The 20,829-nt window shown below is 27.6% G+C and carries 8 protein-coding genes; 7 read left to right on the top strand and 1 reads right to left on the bottom strand.

Annotated features, from left to right (window positions below; translation table 4 throughout):
* Positions 1 to 57 precede the first annotated feature (57 nt).
* Positions 58 to 4,401: a lipoprotein 17-related variable surface protein gene (locus MYPE_RS04025; protein WP_044891295.1), complete on the top strand. Its 4,344-nt coding sequence runs from the start codon at positions 58 to 60 to the stop codon at positions 4,399 to 4,401.
* 244 nt (positions 4,402 to 4,645) lie between these two features.
* On the opposite strand, the gene MYPE_RS04020 is transcribed toward MYPE_RS04025, so the two are convergent.
* On the bottom strand, positions 4,646 to 6,127 hold the full coding sequence (locus tag MYPE_RS04020; protein WP_044891294.1) for a transposase: 1,482 nt from the start codon (positions 6,125 to 6,127) through the stop codon (positions 4,646 to 4,648).
* 610 nt (positions 6,128 to 6,737) lie between these two features.
* Between MYPE_RS04020 and MYPE_RS04015 the strand changes: the two genes are divergently transcribed.
* The 6 genes from MYPE_RS04015 (at position 6,738) to MYPE_RS03990 (ending at position 20,722) form a co-directional block, all read left to right on the top strand.
* Positions 6,738 to 7,502: a DeoR/GlpR family DNA-binding transcription regulator gene (locus MYPE_RS04015; protein WP_129374514.1), complete on the top strand. Its 765-nt coding sequence runs from the start codon at positions 6,738 to 6,740 to the stop codon at positions 7,500 to 7,502.
* A complete protein-coding gene (locus MYPE_RS04010) occupies positions 7,492 to 9,708 on the top strand; it encodes a PTS fructose transporter subunit IIABC (RefSeq protein WP_011077598.1) in 2,217 nt (738 codons plus the stop codon). The genes MYPE_RS04015 and MYPE_RS04010 overlap by 11 nt, the downstream gene beginning before the upstream one ends.
* Positions 9,662 to 10,576: a 1-phosphofructokinase gene (locus MYPE_RS04005; RefSeq protein ID WP_011077597.1), complete on the top strand. Its 915-nt coding sequence runs from the start codon at positions 9,662 to 9,664 to the stop codon at positions 10,574 to 10,576. Before MYPE_RS04010 ends, MYPE_RS04005 begins: the two co-directional genes overlap by 47 nt.
* A 264-nt stretch (positions 10,577 to 10,840) precedes the next feature.
* Positions 10,841 to 13,969 (top strand): hypothetical protein, encoded by a 3,129-nt coding sequence (locus MYPE_RS04000; RefSeq protein WP_044891293.1) that lies wholly within the window; start codon positions 10,841 to 10,843, stop codon positions 13,967 to 13,969.
* Positions 13,970 to 14,179: 210 nt separating this feature from the next.
* On the top strand, positions 14,180 to 17,305 hold the full coding sequence (locus MYPE_RS03995; protein WP_011077595.1) for a hypothetical protein: 3,126 nt from the start codon (positions 14,180 to 14,182) through the stop codon (positions 17,303 to 17,305).
* A gap of 288 nt (positions 17,306 to 17,593) precedes the next feature.
* On the top strand, positions 17,594 to 20,722 hold the full coding sequence (locus tag MYPE_RS03990; protein WP_011077594.1) for a hypothetical protein: 3,129 nt from the start codon (positions 17,594 to 17,596) through the stop codon (positions 20,720 to 20,722).
* Positions 20,723 to 20,829: the final 107 nt, after the last annotated feature.

Genomic DNA, 20,829 nt, shown 5'->3' with positions numbered 1-20,829 from the left:
TATTATTTAATAATAGTAATTAGGTCAAACCTAAGTCTTTTTTCTGGGTTGGTATTTATGGGTGCATTTAAAAAATCTAAATTATTAAAAGCAACTATGATTACTGGAGCATCAATTTTAGCAGGAGCATCTGCTACCTTTGTTATTAATAATGATAAAACTTTGTCAAAATCAAAGGATTTTTCACAAAATAATATTAGTTCTAGGACTATTTCATTAGCTACTCAAAACACTGCCGTTAGTGGTATGGGAGATAATGATAATAATAATGATTTTGTTGCCAATGGTAATACTGTTGATAATACCAAATTAACAGTTTATCCATTTGATATGACTATGCAAAATGGGCAATCAAATTATGACACTTCAACTGTTTCAATTCCTTCTATTGTTCAGCATACTGCAGTAGATGACTCTACTAGTTCAGGTGCTGGATACGCTACTTTTGTAAAATATGATAATAAGGATGCTGTTGCTAAATTTTTGTCTACTCAAGTTACAACCACTAATGGAAATACATCAACCACAACTAATCCTGGTACAACTCAATGGGTTGTAACTTCTGATGACTTAATTAAATTAGTGACTAAGCAAGTTACTGGAACAGAAGCAAGTAACACTACAGGTATAACTTTAAATTTTAAAGCAATGTTACACTCTGCTGGTGGTAATTCTTCACCACCTTCACTTTTTGTTTTGGCTTCTATTGATGGGACTTCAGGTAGTGAAAATTTAAAAGGGAGTTACTTATTCCAAATTAATTGAAACCTAGTAACTACTAATGATATTACTGGAGATAAAAATTCAGGAAGTTATAGATTAGCAGCTATTTTATCTAAAGACTCTACTAATATAAATGATTATAATTTCCTAGTTATGGATGGGGTTTCTACTAACTCTATGGAAGTTCTTCAGTTAGGAGATATAAATAATAGTACTAGTGATTATACTGGGAACTATGTTAATGTTTCTAACTCATTATTTAATAGTAAAACAGAAACTGCTACTTCACATACTATTACATTTAGCAATTTTTCTAGTTTTGTACAGTCTATGGATGGAGCTAGTTCTTCACCAGTATACAAACCAATTTATGTTAATAACATTAACTCAAGATTTTTCTTTATCTTCCAAAGTAATAGTACAACACTTGATGGTAAATCCCTATTATTAGTTAGATCTGATTTATTAACAAACAATGTTAATACAAATATTGCTATTAGTCAGGCAAGCAATTATCAAAATATTGATTTCTCAAGTATTGGTTTAACAACTGGATCTAAACTGTTTAATACTCTAATTTATTACAACTCTAAATTATCATCTACAACTGCAGTTATTAATATTGTTGTAAGTATTCCTAATCAAACTAAATATGGATATGCATCTTTTGATGCAATTGCTTTTAGTCAAGTTACAGCACCAGTTGCATATGAATATAGTGGATTTTCTACATCTGGATTCATTTCACAAATTGTTCCATATTACTCATTAAATGATTACCAAAATGTTTATGGTTACTATGCATTAACTTCAACTAACCAAGTTTTGAAATTAGATGCTAATTTTAAATATGTTAGTGAAATGTATGATTTTAGTAGCTCTATTTATAATGTTGGTACAGTTTACAATATTTACACATTATCTGGAAGTGACTTATCTTCTGTTTGATATGCGCAAATGACAGATGGTAAATTTGTTAAGATGAATGATAGTAATTTAGTGGGACAATGAGATTCATTATATTCATCAGATTCTTATGAAAAAGCTGGAGACTTTATTTTTAAATCTCAAAATGAAGTTGATTCTTCTGTTTTATTCAAAAGAGTAGTTAATAGTAATGGTGGTTCTTTTGATACAGATTTCATTTCTTATATTAACTCAACTACATCATGAAAAGATTTTTTAACTGTAGTTTCAACTGATGGCCAAATAACAACTGACCCTAGTGTTACTGTATCAATTTACAATTATGATAGTTCTAATCCAAGTAATAACAATTATTATTTTGGTGATAGTGCTACTAATCCATTAAATCCAAACACTAACAACACAATAACTTTAGTATTTACACAAAACTTAAGAAAAATAAGTGCTGGTGGTAATGTTACTCAAGAATATACAACAATGGTGATAGGATCATACACTTATACTTTCTACTATGGTGTAGGAACTATTAATAACCAAAATGAAGGTACTAATGCATATACAGATTATGATAGTTATACACAACTTACAAAACTAACAATACCTCAATATGTATTAGACATGTATCCTTCTCAAATTGTTAGTTTGATTAATAGTTCTTCATCAGGAGACTCTGATAACTATAATTTCATTACAACATTCTTAAATATGCAAAACATTGTAAATCCTACAATTACTGCATCAGGTGATGATATTTCTGGAACATTAACTATAAATGTTGCTGTTCCTTATTACTGAAGAAATAATGCATTATCAGCATCATCAGGTACTTGAATTTTCACTTATGGAAATTCTACTAGTCCATTCTTTAAATACAATAGATTTGGGTTTGCAAGTGATGGAAGTTCAAATGCTTCAGTTACTCCAGTAGATTCAACTTATGCTGCAAATTCAAGCAACTCAGCAAAAGTTAAATCTTTAACTGACAAATACTCAACTAAACTACCATCTCAAATTACAGCTAAAAACTACTATGATGATTTCTTGGTTTTAGGATCAGCATTTTTAAACTCATCAAATGTTGCAAATGGTTCAATAGTATTACCGACTTTTAATGAAGATGGAAGTAGTGATAATGTAACAATTGTTCCAAATGATAAAGATGGGAATGCTTTTGTAAGTATAACTTTCCCTAAAATTGATCCAAATGAAGATTACACAGTTTCATTTACTACACCTAGTATTTTCATGAAAGATGCTTCTGCATCTCAAAGTGTTTACTTTGGATGAAAATCAGCTAGCCAAGTAACTCAAATAGATACAAAAGATATATCAAGCTTATCTGCTTCAAGTATTGCAAATACATTTAATGGAAATACAAAAGATAAAATTGCAATGCTTCAACATTTTGCGGTCTTTTCAGATTACTATTCTAATTTAATAGTTCAAAAGAAATTAGATGTTAAAGCAACTTATGATGATAGATCAGGTTTCTTAACTTTAAGTTTATCAACAACTGATACTAATACTTCTCTTCCTGGAATTAGTTCTACAAATTTATCTGCAACATTTACAGGATTCCAACAAAACACATCAACTGGATCTACAAACATAAGTACAAATAACCAAACAAGTAGTTTTAGTTTTGGAACAGGATATTCAGCTGATGCAAACAGATTGCCTTCATCAGTTACACAAAGTGAAATTATATCTAGTGCATTGTTGAGTAATAATGCCAACTTATCAACTTGAGTTGCTAATGGATTAGCAACAATAACTTTAACACCTTCAAATGTGAATGGTATTTTAGAAGTTGAAGTAGTGTTAAAAAACTACAGTGAAAATGGTTCAATATCATCTACTAAAACATTCACTAGAGCAATTGGTGGATTTGCAACTGGTGATCAAAGTTCAAACATGATTGTTTGAAAAACAAATACAAATTCAGCCTTCTTAAATAACAATAGTGCAAAATTACCAAGTGCATTAGTAACAACAGCAACTTCTGGGGAGTTTGATGATACTGGAACAAGTTCAAGTACTCGTGAAGCACTATATAGAAGATTAACTTACTTTGCAGATCTATCGAGTGACTTAAATGCAGAACTTGAAGCAGATCCAAGTTTAGTAAAAGCTGTAACTTTACAAGCTGATGATACATTAGGAACATTAGTTGTAACTGCAGTTATTTTACAGAAAGGTCAATTGGTAGAATACTCAACTACAATCTCAGGACTTGGAACTACTTCATTATTACAACCTACAATTACATTTAATGCAGAAGATGGAACTAGTAATAATGCTGCTTTAACAGCATTAAGACAATTAATTCCTTCTGAAGCTGCTCAAAATAATGCATTACTTACTCAACTATTCAGTATCTCAAACTCATCTGATAACTATAAAATTAAAACAAGTTATTCATATGATAACTATACAGGAACATTAACTTTAAATGTTTCAGTATTAGATCCAACTACAAATACTGTATTACAAGAAAGCTCAAAAACTTATACAGGATTTGCTAGAGTAATTGATACTTCTGTTGGAACTAATTGAGCAGTAGTTGCAGCTTCAGCAATTGTTCCAATGATTCTATTAATTATTCCAGTAGTAGTATTTGGATATATCCAACAAAGAAGAGATATGAAAACTATTGCTAAAAAACTTTCTACTAGACTTCAAGAAGAGCAAGAAAGAAAGAGAAGAATGCAAAGAAGACAGCAACTTCTTGCTAAAACTAAAAACTTTTAATCTTAGAAAATGATAGTTAAATGACTATCATTTTTTTATTTTTTAATTTTACAGAAGATGAAATTCTAATAACCTATTTTTATGAATTAATTGAAAATAGATTTTTGCTTTCTTGCTTATTAATGTTAATTTTATGTGACTTTGTCACTATTAAATAGAGCTTGGAGCAACTAAATTATATCAATGAGAAAAATATAATTTAGTTGCTTTTTGATATTTTTGGTTTTTGCTTTTTATTGCTCAATTAAATATTTAAAGAAAGTTCAATTTCTCTAATTTTAATTTTTTCCTCCCTTTCTTTTAAACTGTCGCTTCATCTTTCTAAAGCTATTCTTGTGTTTTCATTTTTTTGATAAATAGCTTTAGAAGCAGCTATACTTTTTCTTTTAATTTTTTCTAATTTTAAAAACTCATTATCATGAATCTCATTTATATATTCGTTTAATAAATCATCATTTATTTCTCTGGCAAAATATTTTGTATTTTTATCAAGTACAAATTTTTCACCCGTTAACATGTTGGTTCTTAATAAGATTTGATTTTTCATATTAACTCTTTTATCTTCTTTGGTGAACAAACCCATAGCCTTCCCATTATGGAAAAAATAAAAACCTTTTAGAACTTTACAAATCTTAGTTGTATAGAACAAGTCTTTTAAATCATCTTTACTTATTTTTATGAATTGGTTTCTTTTTCCTTTTTCAGACTTTTTATATCTTTGATTGTAAGCGTCAACAATTAACTGATAGTTCTTTTGTATTTTTTCTTTAGTATTCAAACCATGTTTTAAAAATAATTTGTAATAAATTTGTTGTGCATTTTTAAATGATCTTTCAACATTAGCTTTAAAAGTTGGTTGGCTTTCTGACTTAACTTGTATTTCTAGTTTATTTAAACAATAAGTTAAATTGGTAACTGAATTTTCAGATCAAAATGTTTTTCTTCTATCTGTTTTTATAATGTTTGGAGCTCCATACTTTTCTAGGACCTGTTTAAGTAGTTTACAATACCCAAAATTTGTTTCCTCATCATCAATTCAAAAACCTAGTAACTTACCAGTCCCAGCATCAATGGCATGGTATATGTAGTATTTTTTAATTCCTATTCAAACACTAACGCAAGCATCTACTTCAACTATGTGACCAAAATCATAGTTGTGTTTTACATAAGGGGGATTTTTAGTTTTTAAATATTCTGTGTACGTTGGTTTATATTTTCTTAGAAATTCCAAAATTTTTTCCTGGATTTTTAACTCTGCTAAATTGCCTTCTTTAAGTTTTTTCTTCATAGTTTTTCTTGTGGTCTTTTTTGAATATGAAGTGAGTAAAAAATTTTCATTTAGAAGTTTATTTACAAATCCGTATTTAACATTAAACTTGTCTTTTATTTCATCTAAATAAAAATCTAAATGAGTCATTTCATAATGACCATCACTCATTTCTTTGCATGGAGTAGTTACTTCAATATATTTCTCTATAATTGCTCTTTTTACTTCATCTTTTATTTTGTTAACATTTTCCTTATTTTTGTTTTTATGGCTAATCAAAAAAGTATTATCTTTAAAACTTTTTATAAACCTTCTAGACTGTTTGATTGAATATCCTGTTTTATTACTTAAAGTTTTTGGATTTAACTTTCCTTTTTTATTCAAAGAACCCATTTCTTCTAAAATTCAGAACCTACTATTTTCAAATTTTGTTAAATTGTTTTTTATTATTTCTTTCATAAAAAAACACCTCACTAGATTAAACTCCAAGAGGGACAAAATCACAAATAATTGATTAGTCTTTTTTAGGGACAAAGTCTTGTAAAATCCACAATTAATTGAAAATAGATTTTTGCTTTCTTGCTTATTAAGTAAAATTTTAATAAAATTTAAATGTGCGAATTGTTAAGTAATAAAAAGTTTAATTTATCTAAAGAATTGGCTCTAAATTAAATACTAGTCATAATTTATGAAAAGTAACTTATTTTATAAGAATGAGTAAAAGGACATTTCTCTGACCAGGAAATGTTTGATGAAAAGGAAGGTAAAACAAAGTTTAATAAGTAAAGAAAGATGAAATATTTTTTTGAAAGTAAATTTATGAAGATTTATTAAATAAATAAAATGTAATGAACGCATAAAATTCGGTTGGACTTAAATGAATGGTAAGATGTAATTTATTTAGGACAAATGTGCATTTAACATTATTTGTTTAAGAAAGACTTTTAACAGGATGTATCGGGAATCCTGTTTTTTTATTCCCCTTAACAATTTATTTAAACTTATTCAAATTTATTTATAATTATTCACTTTTAAAAAAAGTTTATATATAATACTCTTTGGAGTGAATATGTCAATTTTAATAGAGCAAAAAATTATAGAGTATTTAAAACAAAAAAAGGTTGTTAAACCAAAAGAGATTGAACAAGTGTTTAATTTGACTCTTTCTACTACTAGAAGATACCTAGTAAAGTTAGAAGAGAAAAATATGATTAGAAGAACATTTGGTGAAATTATCTATAATGATGATCTTAAATCTAATGTTGATGCAAATGCTAATAATAAAATATTAGAGAATATAAATCAGAAAAAAGAAATTGCAAAAAAAGCAGTTAAATTAGTTGGTCAATATAAAACCATCTATTTAGACTCTGGTTCTAGTTGTTATTTCTTATTAGATTACTTAGACAAAGATGTAGTAATCTATACTAACTCAATCTTAAATGCTACTAGAGCAATTAATTTAGGTTTTAAAAATGTAAATATAATTGGTGGAACTATTAAAGAAGGAACTTTATCAATTGTAGATATTGATATGGACTTCATTAATAAAATTAACTTTCCAATTGCTTTTATGGGAGTTAATGGAATTAATGAAAAAGGGATTTTGACTACTCCAGAAAAAAGAGAAGGAATAACAAAAAAGATTTTAGCTTCTAAAAGTGATTTAGTTGTTGTGTTAGCTGAAAAACAAAAAATCAATCAGCAAAGTTTGTATGACTTTACACCAATTAATAAAAAGATCTTGGTAGTAACTGATCATGATAAATTGATTAATTTAGAAAATGAAAATCTTTTTTTCATATATACGAAAGGCGAAAGAAATGAAAACTAATGAATTTTTTAAAAAAGATTTAGTTGTTACCAATAAATCTTTTAAAGACAAAAAAGAAGCATTGTCTTTCTTTGCAAACTTATTAGTTGAAAAGAAATATGCTAAAAATTCAGAAACAGTTTTAAATAAAGCATTAGAAAGAGAAAGCCAATTTAGTACTGGAATTGGTAATGGATTAGCTATTCCTCACATTAGAGATGATGTGATGAATAAGTCTGTAATTCTATTTGCAAATATTAAACCAGTTAACTGAGAATCCTTAGACAACCTTCCTGTTGAAAAAGTTTTCTTTATTGCTATGAGCAGTAAAGAAGGCGAAAACTCTCACATGGATGTAATTGCAAATCTTTCTAAATTATTTATGAATCAAGAATTTGTAGATAAGTTAGCAAAAGTTAATTCATATGATTCATTAATTAAATTAATTAATGAATATACTGAATCTGAATCTAAAGAATCAGTTACTCAAGAATCTAAAAAAGAAACTAGTGAAAGCAGTGGATATGATGTTGTAGCTATTACTGCTTGTCCAACTGGTATTGCTCATACTTTTATGGCAGCTCAAAGATTAGAAGATGGAGCAAAAGAATTAGGTATTAAAGTAAAGGTTGAAACACAAGGGACAGATGGACCTAAAAATGTTTTAACTCAAGAAGAAATTAATAATGCTAAAGGTGTTATTATTGCAGTTGATAAAGTTGTCCAATTAGATAGATTTGCTGGTAAAGAAAATGTATTAGAAATGGGAACTAAAGCTGTTATTAAAGATCCTATTAAAGAATTAAAAAGATCTTTAAATAAAGAAGGAAAGAAGATGGAAGGTAAAAAAGCTTCTAGCAATAGTACTGAAATTGGTTCAGAAGATTTAATTACCTTCAAAGGCTTTGGTAAAAAATCATATAAAGCAATTATGAATGGGGTAAGCTACATGCTTCCATTTGTAGTGTTTGGTGGAATTATGATTGCTTTAGCATTTTTAATTGATATCCAAAATGCAGGGGACGGAAATTATGGTTCAGTGCTACCAATTGCAAAATGATTTAAGTTATTTGGTGGGTTAGCATTTGATGTAATAGTTCCAATTTTATGTGCTTATATAGCATATGGAATGGTAGGTAAGTTTGGATTACTTCCAGGTTTTGTTTGTGGTTTTATGTCTATTGGTAAATTTGTAACAACAGTTGATATTAATACTGGGAATATTAACTGACTACAACAAGTTACTGGAAGTGATGCTCAAAGTGGATTCTTTGGTGGTATCATTGGAGCATTTTTAACGGCTGCTGTTTTAATTGTTCTTATTAAATATGTATTTGTTTACTTACCGCAATCATTAAATGGAGTTAAAAACATTTTATTTATCCCTTTATTTGGAACTTTAATTATTGGTGCATTATTCTGAATTATTAACATTCCTTTAATTTATGTAAACTATGGATTTAGACAATTCTTGAACATCTTACAAGGACAATCTTATCTTTCTGCACTTCTAGGTTTAGTTATTGGTGCTATGATGGCATTTGACTTAGGTGGTCCAATTAATAAGGCTGCATATGTATTCTCAACAGTTTCATTAACAGCAGCTGATGGTTCTAGTCAAGCTACAATTGCAATGGCTGCAAGTATGGCTGGTGGTATGGTTCCTCCAATTGGTATTGCTTTATCTCTAACATTCTTTAGAAAACTTTGAACTAAAGAAGATAGACAAACAACTATTACATTATGAATTATGGGACTATCATTTGTTAGTGAAGGTGCAATTCCATTCACTACTAAAAAACCTAAACTATTAGTTCCTGCAAATGTAATTGGTGGAGCTATTACTGGTTTATTAGTTGGAGCATTATCAATTACTTTAGCTGCTCCTCATGGTGGTGTGTTTGTTTTTGCATTGGTTAAAACTACATTATTTGGTTCTAATGAATTAAACATTGGTCTTGGAATAACTTTCTACATTTTAGCAATAATAGCTGGTGCAGTTGTTGAAATGTTAGTAATCTGATTATTAAGTAAAGTTTATAAAAAAGATTCTAAACAAGAAGAAAATGTAGAAGAAGTTAAACAAGTACAAAAGAAAAATTGATTCAAATCACTAAAGAAAAACAAAGTAAACCAAACTACATTTAGTAATAAAGAAGTTAAAAGCTTAAATTTAAAATATGATTTACACAATAACATTTTCACCTTCAATAGACTATGTTATTAATACAAAGCAAGATTTTGTAAGTGATGGTTTAAACAGAGTTAGTGATTATCAATTGTTTCCTGGTGGAAAAGGAATTAATGCTTCTGTAATTTTAAAAAGAATTGGATTTGAAAATAAAGCTATTAGTTTTTTAGGAGATCCTGTTAAAAATCTATTTTTAGAATTATTAAAAAAAGAGGGATTAGAACTAGTAAACATTGATGTTAATGAACCAACAAGAATTAATGTAAAAATGTTTTCAAATAACCACTCATTTGAAATCAATGGTAAAAAACCTGAAATTACTAATAATGAATTTAATAAATTAAATACAATCTTAGATTCTTTAAACCAAGATGATATTGTACTAATCATGGGAATCTGTGATGAATCTTATTTAATTGAGATTGTTAAAAAACTTAATAATAAAAAAATTAAATTCATTTTAGATATTGATTCTTCTAATATGCTTGAATTAATTAAATACCAACCTTATTTAATTAAACCTAACTTAGATGAATTAGAAAGAATCTTATCTATCAAAATCAATAATGAAGAACAAATTAAAAGTTCTTTATTATTGTTAAAAGAAAAAGGTTGTATCAATGCTATGGTTTCTAATGGAGCTAAAGGTTCGTATTTAATTAATGATAAAAATGAAATCTATAAATCTACTATTCAACCAATTAAAGATGTAGTAAGTACAGTAGGTGCTGGTGATACACTAATTTCTTCTTTTGCAGCACTATATTTAAAATCTAATAATGTATTAGATTCATTAAAGCAAGCAACATCACTTTCAATTGGTACAGTTAAAAGTAAATGACTTGCTAGTAGAGAAGATTTAGCTAAACATTTAGATAAAATTGAAGTAGTCAAAATAAATTAATAATTATCCTTTGTTAATAAAATTATTAACAAAGGTTTTTTTATTTTGTTCATTTCAATTTATCAGTAAATATTAATTTATATTTTTCTTGCTTAATTTTAAGCAAGTATTTTTTTACTAATGCTTGTGGGTTTCATATCTTGATAATTGTATAAATTAAAATACTTATGAGTTAAAGAAAGATTTAACTAAGTTATGTCTTGTGGGTTTTTATATTTAAACCTTTAACATAATAAACTCTTAGTTAAATTCATAGGTAAAATTATGAATAAAAAAATACTAATATCTTCCTTGTTACTTGCAACATCAACCTTATCAGCAGTAAGTTTTGTTCAGTTAAGTAAGACAACAAGTCTAGATTCCTCTAAAATTGGTTCTAGATTGGATGCTAATACCAAAGCTGCAGATAGTGGACTAAAAGATTTAAGTGCTGAAGCTAGTCAAAATTCTCAAGTGTCTATTCCTCAAAGTTATTATCAACAAAATAGTTTTAAAAACCTATCTAATGATAATGGACCTATTTTATTATTTGATGATGCAAGATCATTTGGTGCAACTGATTGATATGGGAATCCTGCATGGTATATTACTTTAAATTCAGCAACTAGTAAAACGGATGGATATTATTCTGCTGCATGATTTAGTACATCAACTTCTTCTGCAATTGATTTTGCCCAAGCTGGTACTAAAGTTGTTGATTGAGCATACAATCACAAAACAGATAACTTATATGTATTAACAGATACACAATATTTAATTATTGTCTCTTCTAAAACTGGAACAGTTGTATCAACAAATAAAGTCAATAATAATGTTAATAAAATTCAAATTATTGATTTTAATAGTTCTGTTTATTTATGAAATAGTAAAGACAAAACTGGAAAATTTTATTCTGTTGAACCACAAACTGGTAAATTGTCAAATACTAATGGTAACACTTCAACACATTTATCTAATAAACATTTATATGGATTAATTCCTTTGGATGTTAACTATACAATAGCTGTGACATCTACAAGTGAACCATCTGATACTGATTCTTCTATTTCTTTATCTTTAGATTTTGTTGATGACAATTTAAACAAAATTACTGGGTCACCTACAGAAAATATTTCTTTATCTAGCACTAAACTTAGTTCTATTTACATTAATGGATTTAAAAGAAATAGTGACTATGTAATTTTCATTAAAAATAAAATCTATAGTGTTTCTTTAAATAAATCACTAATGTCTAATTCTAGCTTTACAAATTTATTAGACAATTCTAAAAACCCAGCATTAGGTAATTTTTCATTAACTAGCGGTTCTGATGACATTAATTCAGCATTTTTAGATGCAAATGGTCAAATATATTTTAAAGCAACTAATTCAGAAAACATTAATACATTATCTGTATCAAATGGATTTATAACAATGCAAATTCCAACTGGATTAAATACTACTTTTGCTAGTAATGCAGAAAAAGCAAAGAAAACACAAATTTTCCCAGTTGCAAATTCAAGTACTAGTGAAGATGTAATATCTCGTGCTTTTACAGGATATGTATTAAGTTGAGATGGATTTATAGGTACTGGATTTTTAAATGGTAGTGTTCTTTCTCAAAGAATGACTTCCCTATCTAGTGCACCAATATTTAATGTTTCAAATGCAGGTAATAGTTCTATTCCTAGTAGTGTAAATACAACTAACATTGCAAAAGGTAGTAGTAATTTATCTAATGTAACACTTGAAAATTCTAATGCTACTTTAATTGCAGATGATATTGCAGGAACATTATATGTAAGAGTTCCATATACTATAACAGGTTCTTGATATGGCAATGGATCAATATCTTCAGAATTTAATTCTAGAGGATTTCTAATAGGTAAATTTACTTTTAGACAAATCCAACAAGCAACAACTTGAGTAACAAATTTACCAGATGTTGTTAAAAGACTTGAGCCAAATCAAATTAGCCCTGAATTATTGAAAAGATATGCAACTTCAATTATTACTATTCCATCAAGTGTCCTTGCATTACAAAATAGTAATTTGAATATTGACTTTGTAATAACAAGTAAAAATAGTGGCAATGGAACTATTAAATTAATGGCAACTATTACATATAAAAATGCTTATGGTTCAATTGTTAGTTATAAAATGTCTCAAGAAAAAGAGTACTCTGTTAAAAAAGAAGCAGCTAGTTATGCATTTGCATTTGCTGGCCAAACTACGGCTGATCAAAATAAAGTTGATAAATCTAGTTTAGACATAAGCACTTTATTAACTCAGGCAAAAGATTCAGTAACTACAACTTCAGATAATTTCTTAACTGTTGATGTTGGTACACTGCAAGGTGACTTAGCTCAATATGCAAATGTATTACCATCACTATGAAATCCAAATGTAGTGAATGATTCATTTATTACTACAAAAGACAAATATCCTAATAATCCAACTATTACTTTATTTCCTGATGATGATGGTGGGAATATTATCATAGTCGTTAAATATGATAATTTAGCAGCTACTACTGCTAGTAAATTTGCAATTAGATATACTGGAATAACAAGCTATGCTAAAAGTACAGTTAAATTCCAAGGTAATAAAAAATCAGATTTAACTAGACCAAATGGACAACCAGCATTCCCACAAGAACAAGATAATATTCTAGATATTACTACAGTTAGTGGATTTGGAGAGTATGGCGCTAAATTAGTTTCAGATATTACTCCAAGTGAATTATCAAACCTATATAACTCTCCTTTAATTAGTTCAATGGGATTCACTCCTAAAGTTACATTTGCACAAGATGAAACTAGTGGGACTGAAGGTACAACTACATATGATAGTGAATATGGTTCATTCTTATTAAAAATTGATTTCACTGAATCAGTATCTTCTAACTTAAGAAATGCAAAAGATGAGTTTGTTCCATTCTCTGATACTCCATTTAAAGATAAGATGGGATTGAGTAATGGTGTAATCTATCAAAGATATGCAGGGTTATTGCCAATTGGAAGTACTTACAATATTTCAATTGATAGAAATAGTACTAGCTATAGATCATTAATTGCAAACAACAATGTTAATGCTGCATTAACATCAACTGATATTTTAAGTATCTTAACTATTAATGGATATGATAGTTCACAAGGTGATACTATTACAATCTTTAACTATAGATGAAATGGTGAAGTATTTGAATTCCAAATCTTTGCTAAATCTAAAACTTATGAATCAATTAGTACTACTCAAACTTTTGGAGTTAGTTGAAGTCCAAAATTTGCAAGTGTAAGAAACATGAGTTTATCAGTTGCTGTAATTACAAGTATTGTTGGTATTACTCTAGTTTCTTTAGGTGTTGCATTCTATATAATTAGAAGAAACAAAATCAGAAAATTATTAAAATAATTTAATTGCCTTATTTATTAAATGTGAGAATAAGAAAATTCTTATCTCGCATTTTTTTATTTCTTTATTAATAATGTGTGCCACTATATTTTTAAAAATTTTTAAATTATAATTATTTATGTTTGAAAAAGCAAAAAATGTGGTAAGAGAAAACTTATCTTTTTTTAATGCCTTTTCTAAAAGAAGTAAATAAATGTAAGGTAATTATTTATGAATAAGAAAAAAATATTATTAACATCTTTATTTGCAGTATCTGCTTTATCTTCAGTTGGATTTGTCCAACTAAGTAAAAATACATCTAATATTACTAAAACTGATTCTGAATTAGATGCTAGTGCTATTACAAAAGCAACTACTAGTGGATTAACTAATTTATCAACTGATACAACTGTAAATGGACAAATTAATGTTCCTACAAATTATTATCAACAAAATAGTTTTAAAAACTTATCTAATGATAATGGACCTATTTTGTTATTTGATGATGCTAAAACATTCGGTGCAAATGATTGATATGGTAATCCATCTTGATATATTACTTTAGGTGCATCTGATGGATATTATTCAGCTGCTTGATTTAGTACTTCTACTTCTTCTACAATCGACTTTGCCCAAGCTGGTACTAAAGTAGTTGATTGAGCATACAATCATAAGACTGATAACTTATATGTTTTAACTGACACTCAGTATTTAATTATTGTTGCTTCAAAAACCGGAACAATTGTATCAACTAATAAAGTGGGTAATGATGTTAATAAAATTCAAATTATTGATTTTAATAGTTCAGTATATTTATGAAATAATAAAATAGCAAAACCTACTATTTATGTAATAGAGCCACAAACTGGGATGGTAAAAAGTAATGTTACTTCTACAAGTTTTTTGAATTCAAAATATTTATATGGGATTATTCCTTTAGATACTAACTATTCAATTGCAGTAACTTCTACTACTGCACCATCTGAAACTGATGTAACAGTTAGTTTATCTTTAGATTTTGTTGATGACAATTTAAATAATATTACAGGACCCACTACTCAAACTATTTCTTTAAATAATACTAAAGCTGCAGATATTTATTTAAATGGTTTTAAAAGAGATAGTGACTATGTAATTTTTATTCAAAATAAAATTTATAGTGTTTCTTTAAATAAATCAGCAATGCAAAATTCTAAGTTTACAGATTTATTAGATGCTAATTCAAACTCATCTTTAGGTAATTTTACTGCTCTAACTGAAAAAGTTAACTCTGCATTTATTGATAGTAACAATCAAATTTATTTTAAAACTTCAAACTCCACAGACATTACTTCTTTATCTGTTAATAATAGTTTTAATAATATGCAAATCAGTACTACAACATTAGGATCTGTATTTGCTAGTAAAGAAACTTCAGCAAAATCTGCTCAAGTATTTGCAGTACCAGTTGAATCTCAAAATGAAATAATATCTAGAGGATATACTGGTTATATCTTAGGTTCTACAGATTTTACAGGAACTGGTTTTACAAATGGAAGTATTTTAACAAACACATACACTTCAAGATCACTTTCACCTTTATTTACAATTACAGGAAGTAGTAGTACTAGCTCAATACCGAGTAGTGTAAACTCTACGAACATAACTACAAATAATGGTAGTTTATCAAATGTAACATTAGAAACTTCAAATGCTATTTTAATTGCTGATGATTTATCAGGAACATTATTTGTAAAAGTTCCATATACTATAACTGGTGCTTGATATGGTAATGGTAGTGCAACTGTAAGATCTAGAGGATATTTAATTGGTAAATTTCAGTACCTAAATATTAAACAAGCTACAACTTGAGCTACTAACTTACCTCAAGCTATTAGAAATTATGAACCTTCTCAAATAACTACAACAATGTTAAAAGAGAATGCTACTTCTATTATTACTATTCCTCAAAGTATTTTGGTTTTAACTGATAGTCAATTAGATATTAATTTTGTAATCGAATCTTCTAATGGTGCTAATGGTACTATTACTTTATTTGCAACAATTAGTTATAAAAATGCATATGGTTCAATTGTTAACTATTCAATGACAACCAATAAGCAATACAATGTTAAAAAAGAATCAGCAAACTATGCATTCTTATTTGCTGGACAAACTGATAGTACAGCTGATAAAAATAAAGTTCAAAGAACTGAAGCTATTGGAGAACTAATTACTAAAGCACAATCTTTAGTAAGTGATGAGAGTCAAACAGAATTTTTAAATGTTGATGTTGGTTCATTATCTTCTGTTAACACTATCTTTAATACATACACTAATGTGTTGCCATCATTATGAAGTGCAGAAGTTGTTAAAAGTTATTTCATTGCTAAAAATGATAAATATCCAAGTGATCCAACAATTACTTTAATACCAAGTGATAGTACTGGAAGCATTATTATCATTGTTCAATACAATAACTTATCAAATAGCACTCCTAGTAAATTTGCAATTAGATACAATGGGATAACAAACTATTCTACTAGTGCTATTAGATTTTCAGGTTCTGAAATGACTATTAAAAGTAACAGAAATCCAAATGAGGATGTTTTCCCAGATCAAAAAATTCTCAACATTACTACAGTTAGTGGATTTTCAGATTATGATGAAAACTTAGTTTCTTCACTTGATCCAAACTCATTATCAGCTTTATACAATTCTCAACTTATTACTACCATGGGATTTGAACCAACAGTTAGTTTTGTATCAAGTAGTGATGCTAACAATCAAACAGATGGAATTACTACATATGATGAAGAGTATGGTTCATTCTTATTAAAAATTGATTTCTCTCAATCTGTTTCTAGATATTTTAGAGATAGTACTGGTAATTTAATTCCATTCTCTCAAACTCCATTTGCTAACCAAATGGGATTAACAAATGGTGTAATCTATCAAAGATTTGGTGGATTATTACCAATTGGAAGTACATATAACATTTCAATTGATAGAAGTAGTACTAGCTATAGATCATTAATTACAAATAATAATGTTAATGCTTCATTATCTGAAACTGATATCTTAAGTATCTTGACTATTAATGGTTATGATACTTCAAAAGGTGACACTATTAGAATTGAAAATTATAGATGAAATGGTGAAGTGTTTGAGTTTAGTGTCTTTGCTCATTCTGCTACTTATGATTCTATTAGTACTAGACAAACTTTTGGAGTTAGCTGAAGTCCAAAATTTGCAAGTATTAGAAACATGAGTTTATCAGTTGCTGTAATTACAAGTGTGGTTGGAATTACTTTAGTTTCTTTAGCAATTGCTTTATATATAGTTAGAAGAAATAAAATTAGAAGATTACTGAAATAGTTTTAATAATTTATTAATCAAAAAATGTGAGATATGAAATTCTTGTCTCACATTTTTTATTTTTATAAATTTTGCACAATTACTTAATTAATAACATAATCTAAAATATTTTCTTTTGATTATTAAAAATTATTACTTATGAATAACTAAATTTCCCAGTCACCATTATTGGATATTATTTTAAGTTAGAATAACATTGTTTTTAAACTACACAATTTAGATTTGATTAATAAAACCATAATTAAATTTTTAATAGTTTGTATCTTTATTAATCAGGAGGTAACAACTATGAACAAGAAAAAGATTTTATTAGCATCTGTATTTGCAACTTTTGCATTATCTACTGTTGGGTTTGCTCAACTTATTAATACTTCTAATGTTTCAAATGATATTTTTAAAAAAGAAACCAGTTTAGATGCAAATGCTTCTAGTAGAGCAACATCTAATAGTGGTTTAAAAAATCTATCTACTGATACTACTCAAAATGCACAAATTTCAATTCCTACAAGTTACTATCAACAAAATAGTTTTAAAAACTTATCTAATGATAATGGACCTATTTTGTTATTTGATAATGCTAGAACTTTTGGTGCAACAGACTGATATGGCAATCCATCTTGATATATTACTTTAAATTCTGCTGATGGTAAAAATGATGGATACTATTCTGCAGCTTGATTTAGTACCTCAACTTCTTCTGCAATTGATTTTTCAAAAGCTGGTACTAAAGTAGTTGATTGAGCATACAATCACAAAACAGATAATTTATATGTGTTAACAGACAAATCATTTTTAATAATAGTTTCTTCAAAAACAGGAACTATTGTATCTACTAGTGAAATTGGAAATAGTGTAGATAAAATTCAAATTGTTGATTTCAATAGTTCAGTTTATTTATGAAATAGTAAAAATACTATGTCTGTCATTTATACTGTTGAACCACAAACTGGTAAATTGAATACTTCTCAAATTAATACAACTGAATTCTCAGGTAAATATCTGTATGGAATAATCCCTTTGGATGTTAACTATTCTATTGCTGTTACTTCAACTACTAAACAAGCTGATACAAATTCTACTGTTTCTATAACTTTGGATTTTGTTGATGATAATTTAAAAAAGATAAGTGGTGCAGTTTCTGAAACTACAACTTTAAACAGTACAAAAGCAAGTGATATCTACATTAATGGTTTTCAAAGAAATAGTGATTATGTAATTTTTGTTCAAAATAAAATTTATAGTGTTTCTTTAAACAAGTCATTAATGTCTAGTTCTAAATTTACAGATCTATTAGGATCAAGCAACACTAATCTAGGTGGTTTCACATTACCAAGTGGTGGTATTATTAACTCAGCTTTTTTAGATGCAAACAATCAAATCTATTTTAAAACTTCAGAATCTAGAGATGTTAATTCATTATCAGTTTCTAACTCATTTAATAAAATGGAAATTCCAATAACATTAAATACTACTTTTGCTAACAAAGAAGCAAATGCTAAAAATACTCAAGTTTTTCCTGTGTTAAATTCAAGTTCAAACAATCAAGTAGTATCTCGTGGTTTTACAGGATACATATTAAGTTATGACAGTTTTATAGGTACAGGATTTTTAAATGGTAGTGTTATAAATTACCAATTCACAACGCAATCAAACTCACCATCATTTAATGTTTCAAATGCTGGTATCAGTGCAATTCCAAGCGGTGTAAATAGTACAAACATTGCAAAGAATAACAATAGTTTATCTAATGTCACTTTAGAAACATCTAATGCCATTTTAATTGCTGATGATATTTCAGGTTCATTATATGTAAAAGTTCCATACACAATGGTAGGTGCTTGATATGGTAATGGTAATAACTCTGTAATTTCTAGAGGATATTTAGTTGGAAAGTTTAACTTTCAAAAAATTGAAACAGCAACTACTTGAGCAACTAACTTACCAGCAAATATTGCAAGATTAGAACCTTCTCAAATTAATCCTGAGCTTTTAAAAAGAAATGGAACTTCAATTGTTACAATTCCTTCAAGTGTATTGGCATTACAAAATAGTAATCTTAATATTAATTTTGTAATAGTTTCTAAAAATGATAATAATGGTGAGATTACTCTAAAAGCTACTATTACTTATAAAAATGCATATGGATCAATTGTAAGTTATGCAATGGCAACTGATAAAACTTATAAAGTTAAAAAAGCAGCTGCTAATTATGATTTTGCTTTTGCTGGTCAAACAACTGCAGATAAGCCAAAAGTAAATAAACATAATTCTGATATTGGTACTTTATTAACTGAAGCAGCTGCAGCAGTTAAAGATGGTTCTGATAATTTCTTAACAGTGGATGTTGGAACATTAGAAGGAACATTAGCTCAATATGCTAACGTATTACCATCATTGTGAAATCCAAATTCAGTAAATGATTACTTTATTACTACTAAGGATAAATATCCTAATAATCCAACTGTTTCATTATTTCCAGATGATGAAACAGGGAATATTGTAATAGTAGTTCAATATAATAACTTATCAAAAGACACCCCTAGTAAATTCGCTATTAGATATACTGGAATTACAAATTATGCTAAAAGTAGTGTTAGATTCCAAGGTTCTAAAAAATCAGATTTATTAAAACCAGATGGAACTTCACCTTTCCCAAATGAACAAAATAATATTTTAGATATTACAACTGTTAGTGGGTTCTCAGATTTTGGGGCTAAATTAGTTTCACAAGTTAGCCCTAATGAATTATCAACAGTCTATAATTCAAATTTAATTAGTTCAATGGGATTCACTCCTGAAGTTAGTTTTGTTCAAGATACAACTAACGGAACTGAAGGAACTACAACATATGATAGTGAATATGGATCGTTCTTATTAAAAATAGATTTTAGTAAATCTGTTTCTAGCAATTTATTAAATGCAAAAGATGAATATATTCCATTCTCACAAACTCCTTTTGCTAATCAAATGGGATTAAGCAATGGAATAATCTATCAAAGATATGCAGGACTGTTACCAATTGGAAGTACTTATAATATTTCAATTGATAGAAATAGTTCTAGTTATAGATCATTAATTGCTAACAATAATGTTAATGCTTCTTTATCTTCAACAGACATTTTAAGTATTTTAACTATTAATGGATATGACACTTCAAAAGGGGATACTATTACAATCTATAACTATAGATGAAATGGGGAAGTGTTTGAGTTCCAAATTTTTGCAAAATCATTAACATATGATTCAATTAGTACTACTCAAACTTTTGGGGTTAGTTGAAGTCCTAAATTTGCAAGTGTAAGAAATATGAGTTTATCAGTTGCTGTAATTACAAGTGTGATAGGAATAACTTTAGTTTCTTTAGGAGTTGCATTCTATATAATTAGAAGAAACAAGATTAGAAAATTACTTAAATAATTTAATTACCTTATTTATATAAATGTGAGAATAAGAAAATACTTATCTCACATTTTTTATTAGTGAAAGCAACATAACAAACTGAAATAATAATTATTTAGAAAAAT

It is taken from the genome of Malacoplasma penetrans HF-2, assembly GCF_000011225.1.
Taxonomy (GTDB): domain Bacteria; phylum Bacillota_I; class Bacilli_A; order Mycoplasmatales; family Mycoplasmoidaceae; genus Malacoplasma; species Malacoplasma penetrans.
The sequence above is the reverse complement of the archived record's forward strand: the minus strand, read 5'-3'. Positions and strand labels throughout refer to the sequence as shown.